General features: G+C 36.8%; 13 protein-coding genes. 5 read left to right on the forward strand and 8 right to left on the reverse strand.

The window, feature by feature from the left end:
* The first annotated feature begins 18 nt into the window (after nt 1–18).
* Nucleotides 19–1116 (forward strand): hypothetical protein, encoded by a 1098-nt coding sequence (locus WIW89_RS10845; protein WP_337720778.1) that lies wholly within the window; start codon nt 19–21, stop codon nt 1114–1116.
* 146 nt (nt 1117–1262) lie between these two features.
* Nucleotides 1263–2108: a hypothetical protein gene (locus WIW89_RS10850; RefSeq protein WP_337720779.1), complete on the forward strand. Its 846-nt coding sequence runs from the start codon at nt 1263–1265 to the stop codon at nt 2106–2108.
* Between the two features lie 152 nt (nt 2109–2260).
* Here WIW89_RS10850 and WIW89_RS10855 read toward each other — a convergent pair whose 3' ends face one another.
* Entirely contained in the window at nt 2261–3418 is a 1158-nt protein-coding gene (locus WIW89_RS10855) for an acyl-CoA dehydrogenase family protein (protein WP_337720780.1), read from the reverse strand.
* A 147-nt stretch (nt 3419–3565) separates the two neighbouring features.
* Between WIW89_RS10855 and WIW89_RS10860 the strand changes: the two genes are divergently transcribed.
* Nucleotides 3566–3820: a hypothetical protein gene (locus tag WIW89_RS10860; protein ID WP_337720781.1), complete on the forward strand. Its 255-nt coding sequence runs from the start codon at nt 3566–3568 to the stop codon at nt 3818–3820.
* On the opposite strand, the gene WIW89_RS10865 is transcribed toward WIW89_RS10860, so the two are convergent.
* Nucleotides 3813–4103: a DUF4898 domain-containing protein gene (locus WIW89_RS10865; RefSeq protein ID WP_337720782.1), complete on the reverse strand. Its 291-nt coding sequence runs from the start codon at nt 4101–4103 to the stop codon at nt 3813–3815. The genes WIW89_RS10860 and WIW89_RS10865 overlap by 8 nt on opposite strands.
* Before the next feature lie 569 nt (nt 4104–4672).
* Here WIW89_RS10865 and WIW89_RS10870 point away from each other — a divergent pair.
* On the forward strand, nt 4673–4981 hold the full coding sequence (locus WIW89_RS10870) for a winged helix-turn-helix domain-containing protein (RefSeq protein WP_337720783.1): 309 nt from the start codon (nt 4673–4675) through the stop codon (nt 4979–4981).
* A 328-nt stretch (nt 4982–5309) separates the two neighbouring features.
* Here WIW89_RS10870 and WIW89_RS10875 read toward each other — a convergent pair whose 3' ends face one another.
* Both WIW89_RS10875 and WIW89_RS10880 read right to left on the reverse strand, forming a co-directional pair.
* A complete protein-coding gene (locus tag WIW89_RS10875) occupies nt 5310–7037 on the reverse strand; it encodes a DNA polymerase domain-containing protein (RefSeq protein WP_337720784.1) in 1728 nt (575 codons plus the stop codon).
* Entirely contained in the window at nt 7015–7251 is a 237-nt protein-coding gene (locus WIW89_RS10880; protein ID WP_337701687.1) for a DNA polymerase II, read from the reverse strand. The genes WIW89_RS10875 and WIW89_RS10880 overlap by 23 nt, the downstream gene beginning before the upstream one ends.
* Before the next feature lie 126 nt (nt 7252–7377).
* Between WIW89_RS10880 and WIW89_RS10885 the strand changes: the two genes are divergently transcribed.
* On the forward strand, nt 7378–7932 hold the full coding sequence (locus WIW89_RS10885; RefSeq protein ID WP_337720785.1) for a hypothetical protein: 555 nt from the start codon (nt 7378–7380) through the stop codon (nt 7930–7932).
* On the opposite strand, the gene WIW89_RS10890 is transcribed toward WIW89_RS10885, so the two are convergent.
* From WIW89_RS10890 to WIW89_RS10905, 4 genes are read right to left on the reverse strand one after another with little or no spacing between them, the layout of a single operon-like run.
* Nucleotides 7918–8601 carry a zinc ribbon domain-containing protein gene (locus WIW89_RS10890; RefSeq protein WP_337720786.1) on the reverse strand — a complete coding sequence of 228 codons (684 nt, stop codon included), beginning with the start codon at nt 8599–8601 and terminating at the stop codon, nt 7918–7920. The two genes, WIW89_RS10885 and WIW89_RS10890, sit on opposite strands and share 15 nt — an antisense overlap.
* Nucleotides 8602–8603: 2 nt before the next feature.
* Nucleotides 8604–9008 carry a hypothetical protein gene (locus WIW89_RS10895; RefSeq protein WP_337720787.1) on the reverse strand — a complete coding sequence of 135 codons (405 nt, stop codon included), beginning with the start codon at nt 9006–9008 and terminating at the stop codon, nt 8604–8606.
* A complete protein-coding gene (locus tag WIW89_RS10900) occupies nt 8983–10134 on the reverse strand; it encodes a lactate utilization protein B (RefSeq protein ID WP_337720788.1) in 1152 nt (383 codons plus the stop codon). Before WIW89_RS10900 ends, WIW89_RS10895 begins: the two co-directional genes overlap by 26 nt.
* The gene (locus tag WIW89_RS10905) at nt 10131–10988 is read right to left on the reverse strand and encodes a heterodisulfide reductase-related iron-sulfur binding cluster (protein WP_443294748.1); all 858 of its coding nucleotides are present in this window, start codon (nt 10986–10988) and stop codon (nt 10131–10133) included. Before WIW89_RS10905 ends, WIW89_RS10900 begins: the two co-directional genes overlap by 4 nt.
* Between the last annotated feature and the right edge of the window lie 78 nt (nt 10989–11066).

Genomic DNA, 11066 nt, shown 5'->3' on the forward strand with positions numbered 1-11066 from the left:
TGATTACAACTAGCTTTTATGACATGTTATATATTCTACGGATATAAGGACTTAAGTGATTTAATCGAGAAGTATAAAATACTTGATGATGAAGGCTTAGAGAATATCAAAAAGAAAGTATCGTGGGAGTTGAATTTCAGACTTGAAAGAGCGTATGAAGACTTAATAAGGAAGCTTTACTTTACGTTATTTGAGGTAGCATCAGTTTACAGAGAATTAGCGTTCAGAAATGCTAATCCTTCCTACATCTTACCGTCTGTAATACCTTCATTAAATACGACCTTAGAGTTAACTGTTGTAGATGGAGTAATCAGGCTAAAAGAGTCTTTACTGTTTGATATTAGAGTATCGGATGTGATCAGACGGTTCACTGGTTTCGAATTGGAAAATGTCTCAAGTAACTCGATTTCCATTGATTTATCACGGTATACAGGTGTAAAGAACTTCTTCCTCAACGCAAAAATGGAAGTGAGCAGTGGCAATTTACATACAGAAGTAAACATAAAACTGCCGTTGGAAAATAAAGGCTTCAACAGAGAGATAAGTGCGGACGAACTGAATAAAGTACTGGTAGTCACAGCTAGGGAGACAAATCAAAAAGCCATTGGTATTCATCAACAACTCACCGACATATCCCAATCCCTCATTGAAAGTATTCTAGAACCGATCCTATATGACGTCAGAGAGGAGTTCATAAAGAAAGAGGGAGTGAGTGAACTGATTTATGTGCCTTATGCTAGGCCTTTTATTCTTTCAGCCTCTTTTTCCGCTCTCAATAATGAGGAAGAAGCTCAACTGTTCTCAGAGAAATGTAGGATGACAATACATAAATTGAAGAAGCTAGGTGATAGAGACCTAGGTGATGGATTAAAGTTAACTAAGGAGGGCAGAGTACTGAAGAACAACACGGAGGTAAAAGAACCTTCTACGTTATCGTTCGCTGTCCTGAAGGCTTTGATTTCCAAGGCTAAGAATGCTATAATAATCATTGAATACCCGGAGGAGTATCAAACTGAGGAGAAAAAGGCGGAAATTCTTGATGAAATAAAGAAGATATCTGAAACAGGAAATAGAGTGTATATAATTACAGCTGATAAAATGTTCACTAATTGTTGATGTAGAATTAAAATATTTTTAATAACGCCAGTAAAATAAACAAAATTTAGTCTTAATAATCTACTAGAATTAGATATAATTTTCAACAATCTCTATTGACGAAACACTAGTTATCAAATATTATCTTTATGATTAATATTAATATTATGAGCTGGAGAAATGACGACACTAAGTACGTTAGAGAGATAAACGAAAAACTAACACAACTTTTTGTGAGCTATAATAAGACCTTATCCTCTACTGGAATTTTGCTAGGCAGGCTTTACAGTAGTATAGTTTTTATGCAGTATCCCGAGTTTTCGGGAAGCATCGAAACTCTGGTTAAACTTTATCACACAATAGAGAATGTAAAGGAGGAGATATTAAAGATAAAACAACAATACGAAATATTAGAGAATGAAATAGAAATGATCATAAATTCAGTAAAGAACACACTTAAAATAGAGGATGTAGGTAATGTTTTCCCTATATATTCCTCTCTAAAGAGTTTAATGAAAATAATCAAACACATGATTGACGAAGCTATTTCAGTAACCGAAACCGTAAATAACATAGATACCTTAAAGAGAAGAGTAATTATGGTGAACCAGCTTACTACATCTGATGAAATATCTGTCTATAGATTAGGATTAAAACTCTTAAGGGAGATCTCAGACTTCAGAAAGTTTCAGAAGTTAGTAGAAACACTTTATTACTCCCTCGTATCTTCTTCAGGTCTTGATGACGAGACTAAGAGACAGATAGCGAGTGATTACATTAAGACTTTAAGGTCAAGCCTTGAATATATTAATAGCACCGAAAAGGAAGTGGAAAAAACAACAAAAATAGTAGAGACTTTTATTCTTGATATAAAAGGAAGTAGATTCGAAGAATTATTATTAAGCCTTGTAAATGAGTACAAAGCGTCATTTAACTCACTTATAAAGACCGTAAGAGATACTTTAAATGAGGTTAACAGAATGGGATTTGATTTAGGAATAGTGAGAAATTAACGTCAAGTAATGAGAGTTAAAGTTGTTTAAAAACATCTATTAGCTCTACATAAACTCTTAAAACAAGATAAAAATTCTTTAACTTTGTTTACTTTAATTATTTTAAATAGGAAATTTGGATAGAGATAATAGAATTTTTATATTAAAAAAAATTATGCGAGGATCCCCCTAGAAATTATCAGCTTCATTATGTTCATTGCACCCTCTGCGCCAACTAGGTAACTTACAATACCCCTAAAGCCAGCTTCTATTAAAGCATCTTTACTATACCCATATCCTCCCATCCACATCATCACGGATTTAGCTATATCTAGGGCCACTTGTGGAGCCGACAACTTAGCCATGGCAACTATTACATGCGCATCTTTAACGCCCTTGTCTAACGCCCATGCAGCCTTGTAAGTCAAAAGTCTTGCCATTTCAAGACGCGTATATAACTCCGCAGCCTCAAATGCAATAGCCTGAAAATCCTTAAGTTTCTGGCCAAATACCTCTCTATTCTTAATGTATTCAATGCCCTGATCAAGAATGGCTTTAGCTGCTCCTAAACAAATTCCGGCGACTAAAACTCTAGCATGGTTAAATCCTTCCATTGCATGATAAAACCCTTTGTTCTCTTCTCCTACCAAGTTTTTCTGAGGAACACTTACGTCCTCATAGTTCACGATTGCCGTTGAGATTCCCATTCTGCCCATATTATTTATCTTTGTTACCCTGACTCTTTCGTCCGTAGTTGGAACATAAATTATCGAAATTCCTTTATGCTTTTCTTGAGGATTAGTCTTTGCCAGAACTAGATGACCTCCTCCCCATCCCTTTGCCTCTAATGCCCCACTTATGTATATCTTCTGACCCCTGATAACGTAATTCCCGTCCTTCTTTATAGCTTGAGTCCTAATGGAAGCTACATCACTTCCTCCAGCAGGCTCCGTAGATGCTACTCCTAAGAAATAATCTCCCTCAACAACTTTAGGGAGTACTTCTTGCCTTAACTCACTATTACCCAATCTGTCAAGAACATAACCCCATCCCTCCTCTAAAACATACATTACACCTGTGGCAAGAGAAAAATCTGCCCACCCAAGTTCTTCAGCAATTATTACTGCTGAAGTCATGGAAAGTTGCAAACCCCCTACGTCTTTCGAGAAAACTGCTCCCCATATACCCATCTTTCCAGCCTCTCTCACGAATTCCCTTGGAATTCTCTCCTCTTGATCTATGGTCCTCATTATAGGCCTTAATTTCTTCTGCAAAAATTCATGTATATTATCCTTTAGTAGTTTTTCTTCCTCGGATAAATTAAAGTCCATGTATACTATTATCTTATTCCTCCTTTTTATTTCAGAATATAATCAATTAAGTAAGTTACAAAGAAAGGGGTTAAGGGGGCGGAAAGTCTCGCCAGCAGGGATGGATAGCCCCGTGTTTAAATACTTTCTTTGCCAAAATTTCTCTTAGTGGCGCTAATGACGCTCCTCCCCAACTCGATTGAGGGCTTAATGGGACTGTGGGAGGAGCAAGCAGTGACGCCTCTTTCCTTCAAGGGACTAGAGCTTAACAATAAAAGTCCCCCTTTCAAATGGGAGTGGTTCTCTGAGCCACTCGACTGCCCACCAGATGAGAGATGTAAACCCGAATCGATAGTGGGAACGATGAACCCTCTGGAAGGGAACCCTCGACCCTTCCAAGGCGGAGAGGAAGTTACTATCTAGTTATTACTATTATCTCGTCTTCAGCCAATGAGTCTGATTGAATTAAAAAGATAGGAATCTCTTTGAAGGACTTGTTCAAACTCGTTATAATTTCCTCTCCATTAATTTTAGGTGATATTAACAAAATTATCTCTTCTATGTTTTCAGGAATAATATTTCTGAAAAACTTTTCGTAATCTCCTATAAGACGTACTGATATCCTCCTAACAATAAAATCGTCACTGTTAATACCCAAAACCCTAAGCATTCGTTTATTTTCTCTACTTAAAGGTTCCATAGACATCTTATTACATCACTATTGGTGCGCTTTTATTAAATTTTATTTCAACTACTAAATCATTTTTACCTTAAGAAAAACGTGGTTTACGTAAAGCACCGAAAAAGACTATATAAATCGAGCTGACGATAGATTACGTTAGAAATGCTTAAATAGACTTCTTGATGAAAAAGAGCTTGGACCACAAAACTCAATAACTATCCAAAATTTTACGTAGAGATAGAAGTTTCTCTTGATATCTGGATTTTAATTATAAACTTTCCTCTCAGAAATTGGAGTATATACTTAATAAGCAATTTTATAATAAAAGTACGGTTATAGCCAGTTTCGAGAGTCCAACTTTCAATATTCTAAAGAGAAAGATTTATTAATGCTGAATTTTGATACTAGTTCTTTTTTTAAATAATATGTTTTAATTTTACTTTTTAGTAGATTCTAAACTAGTTTAGTTCAAAAAATTCTATCACTTTAAGCTACTCACAGTATTATCAATCTAAAAAAGATATTTGATATGTTATTTACATGTACTGAATCTAGTAAAAATTTTTAAATATATGTTTGTTTTTATTTATTATATGCTAGAGTTTAACAAGAGAAAGAGAGATAAATATGACATAATTGCAGATATTCTTTCAGCCTGCAAAGAAGACGGAGTCAACAAGACTAGATTGATGTATGCTGCAGGGATAACATATGAAGTAGCCAAAAAATACTTACCTGAGTTAGAGAATAAAGGATATTTAATAAGGAAGGATAATTCATATTATCTAACTCAAAAAGGGAAACAAGCACTTGAAGTTTTACAACAGATAAAGGCTAAAAAGAACGAATTGAAAACATTGCTAGATCAATTCAAAAAAATAGAATATAAAAACGGTAGATGATAACATATCTTATTGTTAAATCATTGAATAATATAAATATTTAGCTACTTCCTTATAATATTAATAATAATAAAGTTTTTTAATTTTTTAAGATTTAAAGAAATACTGAATCTCTTATAAAATTTTATATCTTGCTTACGGATCTTATTTGATGCTTTTTATAATCGGATTATAAAAACATGAATAAATATAATTTAGACTGGCGTGTATTTTTCCTTAATTTAATAAAGTTATTGAATAAATATAAAACACTTTTTTCTAATTTAAAATTCGTAAACAAGGTCAGGATGCTGGCCTTATCTCACCTTTTCGAGCTCGGTCAAGCTCATCATCCGTTCATAATATAAAGTGGGGATAGTAAAATTTCTTCCCATCTGTTCACATAGTCTCGATAATACTCTAAATTAACACCACTATAACCCAGCTCTGCATTATAAAATCCATTGGATCCTCTTAGATACGCTCTGTCTTTAATTTTTATTACGAAATCCTGAGGCTCTAATTTACTTAACAATTCCTCTTTCATTAAGTCTACCTCAACGATTTTCTCCCTAGCTTGTTCACAAGTTTCAGCCTCAGCTAATATGTTAACAGATTCTTGTAGAAATCTCTTTACGACAAATGGTAAATTCTCCCTTATCAAACCCTTTACCTTTACCTTCCCGTCAGGATATCTAGCAACGTATCTTGTAGGGACACCATATCCCCTACTCTGGGTAAAGATCACCCAGTTATACTTCTCACTCTTTACCCTAAAACCTAAAGTTTTTTCTACTTCATATGAGATATCATTATCCCCTTGGTAAAATATTGAGTCTACTATAGCATGAAGTATCTTGCCACCATTGTTTTCAATTATCTTCATCGCCTCCCTCATGATCTTCCTAGAGAAGTAAGTGACGAGTTCATAAGCCTCTATCCTGCCGAAACGGGAGTGTCTATATCCTAAATAGCCAAAGGAAGCTACTAGTACCCACTTAATAGCCTCAACCCTCTCCTCGTCAATTCTTTTAAGTGCTTCTTTCCTATTCACTATTTCCTCAAGTGCTTCAGGTACTATTCCCCTTCTCTTGAAGCAAATGGAATGCCCTATATCTGTCTTTACGTCTTCACATTTGTCTATTGTTTCGGGTGATATATTATACTTAATAATTATAGACGGGTAAAAAGAGGAGAAGTCCATCTGGTATACGTCATTATAACAGCCAGGCTTAGGTATGAGTATCAAACCACCCTTGTCGGCTCTAGTTAATTGGTCTAAAGTCTTCGCTTTTTCTACGTTAACCTTAATGTCTGGGATTAAGTATTTCCTCCTCAAAGCCTTTATTGCGACATTGGTAGTAACTACTTTACCTATCTTAGCGTATCTTATCTCCCTAAGTAAAGTCTTAGAAAGCTTACTCCACTCCATCAATCCCTTAGCCCTAAGGAATGCTTTAGTCAGATCTATTCTAACCGTTACTTTTCTAAAACCCTTACAAGTAACTCCCATACACTCAGCTAAGTCTACAAACTCATTGAATTCAAAGTCCTTAGTATATCCACTATCAATCTCCTCCCCATTTAAGTATAACTTGTATTTTTCGCCCTTCTCGCTTAACCCATACCAGCTATATGTCTCTACCGTAGCTATTTTCAAATCCGGCATTGAAAGAGATCCCTCTTCTTCCAAGAGAGTTACTCTACCGTTCTCTACTGAGATTAGATGCATGGGATATGCCTTTAGCCTGAGGAGGGTTTGAGTTAGCACTGAAGGATAAGTATTTACATGGATAGCTCTAAGTCTCTCTTTAGCTCTCTTCACTATGTCGTCGTAATAAGATAAGTCATTGATCTCTATCCTATAAACCGTTCCTTTCTTTTTATAATCAGGCGGGAAGTACCAGCTCTCTTCTTCGAACCTTTCAACTGCAGGGTGTTCCAGTAATGGCTCAGGGTTGTCGAGAATTAAGTATAAAGGGAAAGTAGTACTTATCTCAGCCTCAACTCCCTTCTCGAATATCAGTTTCAGTTTCCTCTTTAATGGCTTAACGTCAATGATGTATCCTCTTGTCATCTTCACCACACATATAAAGGATTAGAGTAAGGAGGACTATCTCTTGAGGGTCTGCTATCTCGTCGTAAAACGCGTCTTGTAACTCCCTAGTGTGATCAAGGGCTTTGAGGAGTTTCTCCCTTAACCTCTCGTCCCTGACCCGTTCCGCTACTCTTCTTAACCTCTCGGTTTCCTCCTTTATTGCTTGCGTAAGTGAGGGAAGTGTCCTGCCCATAGTCCTACTCTCTCAAGGATTACTAAAAGTATGTATGTTCATTTATTATGAATACGGAGAGTTAGCTGAAAATATTACAATAATTTCAATTTACACCCTCACTATTTAATAAACATGTTTAAAAACATGAGGCTAGGAATTGAAAATATTGATAAGATCCTTGAAGGCAATGAAAGAGTTGAGTTTTACGGAAATTGGGAGGATGTTCTATTCCTAGCCCATAGGGCTGTAGCATCTTCAGCACCAATAAATGTAGTGATCGTACAAGAGTTCGGAAAGTTCGATCCTTTTCTTGTAAAGAAGTTCCAAAGGATAACCGGAAATTACGGTGAAATAGTTATAAGGAGGGCCTTCAAGGCAGAAGACGTAAAACCTACAATAGATAGTTTTCAAGGTGAGGTAATAGTTATTGACCCATATTTTCACAGAAAAGATTACACTGTAATTACTTCAGCTCTTAGGAGAAACGTATGGGTGTTCACAAGAGAAGTTAATGGTCTGCCTCAGGGAGGGACTTTTAACCACCACTCAATGCACGTTATAATAAGGGTATCTAGTAGCAAGTGGGGCTATAGGTTTTATATCAAGAAGCACCCTTTAATGCCGGAGCTCGAGATCCCGATCTCAATTGAAGGAATATATAGAGGAGAAGAAGACAAAGGACTTTTAGCCTGGGTTTGAATTCTTTTTAAATGTTTGCTGGACTGAATATATAGCTAAGAGTGCGTAGCCTGAAATAGTTACCATATAAAAGTTTAAAATGAACATACCGAATAGATAACCTAACAAAAGAAGTAATGAAGAGAATTGAACGATGTTGTCTTTAATGCTTAAATACAATTCCCTCAAAGCCGTAGAGACTATGACTCCACCAAAGGAGAATAAAAGTACTCCTACTAAGGAATTAGGAGACAAAAAGAATATTCCGATACTTCCTACCACTGCAGACCAATATAATTTATTTACCTTAATAAATGGAACTATAAGAAACACAGTCCCCATCACATTAAAGACCGTATAAAGAATCTTCATATCTGGATAGAACAAGAAGAAAAGAGCTATAGCGAAAGACGTGATCACACTCCCTATCAAGAGCATAGTATAGTCTGAACTTTTGAGGACTATCTTAGGTTTCTCCTCCTCTTTTGGCGGTTGTTGAACATCAGACACTGGAATCTGAAAGAGAGGATAATGACATTTTTCACAGAACATCACTCCTTCAGGGTTCTCATAACCGCATCTAGGGCATTTAGTAAGTTTTGGCGGAGTAAGTGGCAAGGGATAATGGCATTTTTCACAGAAGACTGCATTGTCTGAATTCTCATATCCACATCGAGGACACTTTTTCATAATCACTCATTTCCACTCTGCGTTTTTAGAATTACCTCTTTGAACCTATCAACACATTTTCTGATTTCGTCTTTTAACTCCTCGTCCACTTCTCCTTCAGAACTAAAGGTTATCATATCTTCCGAAACAAATGCTACCACTTCTTTACCGTTGAATAGAAACTTCACGTAAAACATGTCGGACATTATTATACTTATCACGTGAGGACAGATCTCCATCATTGTCCTAACTTCGGAAACCACTTTTCTGACAAACTCAGCCTTATCCTCGCTCACTCGTTTTTTCTTGAACTCAACACCATCATATTCCCCTAAACTGACCTCTCCGTTTACTAAGATCGCTTCAACGCCTCTTTTGTTGAGCTCTATCAGGAGACCGTTTTCATGTCTTATTACGCTCTTTGTCATTCGCTATCCACTTGATCTTTTCTAAAACACCCGGTATATTAATTTCCATAGGACAGGCTTCTTTACAGTTCCCAGAATGGGTACAAAGTGTCGCCGGTTTGGTATCACCGTAAACAATGTAAGACCACATTGCCCCCATAGGCCCAGTAAAAGGAGGAACTCCCCAATTAACTCCCAGAACTCTGTAGACCGGGCAGTGGAGATGACATCTGCCGCACCTTATACAAAGTAATGCCTCTTTTAACACTTTGTCTTGGCTTATCTTAACTCTGCCGTTATCTAAGAGGACTAAGTGAAATTCTTTAGGTCCGTGAGCTGGGCTAACCCTTTTCATCTCGATATCTCCCGTAGAACTTGGACCCGAGGTTAGGTTAATATATGTAGGTGGATAGAGACCAGCATAGGCAGCTTGAACCGTAGCTTCTAACAATGCATGGTAAAATGTAGGTACTATCTTTTCAACCCCAGCCACAGCGATATGCACTGAGGGTAGGACAGTGGACATCCTTATATTTCCCTCATTTTCGACAAGAATGATAGAGCCGGTGTCAGCGGCTATCGCATTAGCCCCGGTTATACCTACATCAGCATTGACAAATTTCTCCCTGAGGAACTTTCTTACAATTGCTACTAACTCCTCATGAGTCGCGTTTTCACTTACCTCTACTCCTAACTTCTCCCTGAGGAGTTTTGCAACCCTCTCTCTAGTCATATGGATGGCAGGAGCTATTATATGAGAGGGAGGCTCATTAGCTAATTGTATTAAAAACTCACCTAAGTCTGTCTCCCACACTTCATTACCTAGTTCCTTTAAATACTCCCTCAACCTCATCTCGTAAGCAACCATGGATTTCCCAAAAACCACTATCTTGTTCTTTCCTACGATCTTCGCTATAATCTCTCTAGCTTCATACACGTTAGTTGCATAATATGCATTACCCCCCATTCTCTTAACCGACTCCATGGTCTGTTCTACGTATTTTTGTAGGTTGTTCAAAACCTCTAACTTAGCCTTTCTGAGCTCCTTTGCAAGGTCTTGAATATAAGAGTATTGGGATAGTATCTTATGAACTCTAGGTACGTTATTGTTTATGGTTCTTTCAACTGCAATATCCCATTCGCTCATTCTACCACCTCAGCAAAGTCGAGGATTTTGTGATATTTAGATAAATTTGCATAACACATGGGACAGACTACTACTATGTTCTCGCTCAACCTTTTAAGTTGCTCCACTCTTAGCCTAGCAATTTTCTCGCTTAACTCTCTGTTTACCGGCTTTATTGGTCCTCCACAACAATAAGAAGTATCTTTCTCGGTCACTAACTCATCTTCAACAAGTTTCACTCCTGAGGAATTTAACAGAGATCTGTAGACTTCTCTCTTTCCTAAAAATCTGGAATACAAACAAGAATCGTGAACTACAATCTCGCCTTGCATCCTAGCTTTAACGTTACCTAAAAGCTCGAAATAACTGACGACATCTACGTCAAAATTCGTGAATTCTTTATACCTTAGCAACGCGTTATGTGTGTGAGGATCTACCGTGATTATCCTCTTAATACCTTTTTGCTTAAAGAAGTCCGTCACAATCTTAGCGTATTCAGCAAACTCATCTAAATAGCCAAGCTCTAATAATATTGCACCGCTATACGGCTCGCTTTCGTATAAGTATCCGAACTGAACTCCTCTTCTCTTCAGCATTAAGGATATATTTTGTAATATCCTATATGCCCTATCAATTTCTTCCTTTGAGGGTTTTACTAGTTTAGCTAATGCTGATAACGATGAAAGCTTTTCTGCATATGGAATGAATTTGGAGAAGATATCGCTTAATGAGGCAGTCTGATACATACACGAAGTGTAGATTATCGTTTCCCCTCCTTTCGGAATGTCCTTTGCCCAAGACGTACATACTGACTTGTCTATGGGATAGGGAAAACCAAACTTTTGAAGGTTTTGAAAAATTAACTTCCCTAACACCATTTACGATTATTCATAAAGATTATAAACTTTGAGGACGTAGATTAGAAAACTCTGTGTTTTTCTATTAATGAACTG

The sequence above is a fragment of the Stygiolobus sp. CP850M genome, from assembly GCF_037389425.1.
GTDB lineage: Archaea > Thermoproteota > Thermoprotei_A > Sulfolobales > Sulfolobaceae > Stygiolobus.